Source organism: Bartonella sp. AA81SXKL, assembly GCF_042196945.1.
Classification (GTDB): Bacteria; Pseudomonadota; Alphaproteobacteria; order Rhizobiales; family Rhizobiaceae; genus Bartonella.
In genome coordinates this window covers 326-560 of record NZ_JBHIRH010000405.1, presented here as the reverse complement: position 1 = coordinate 560, position 235 = coordinate 326, and the positions used below count along the sequence as shown (strand labels likewise).

Sequence of the window (235 nt, the reverse complement as noted above, 5' to 3'; positions counted from 1 at the left end):
TCACGCCCAAGGCGTTGGCCTTGCCGCCATTCAGATTGGCATACCCCTACGTATGTTGGTTTTAGATGTCTCGCGAAATGATGAACAGAAAAATCCTCTAGTTATTATCAACCCTGAAGTCTTATGGCTTTCAGATGAGCGTAATATTTACAAAGAGGGCTGTCTTTCTATTCCAGAATATTTTGCAGAAGTCGAACGCCCCAAACGCCTCTGTGTTCGCTATCAAAATCGGGAA

Annotated in this window: 1 protein-coding gene; it reads left to right on the top strand. The window is 44.3% G+C overall.

The genetic code is table 11. The features are described 5' to 3' along the window. On the top strand, nucleotides 1-235 hold a 235-nt coding region (locus tag ACFINZ_RS11960), incomplete at both ends, for a peptide deformylase (protein ID WP_375701641.1).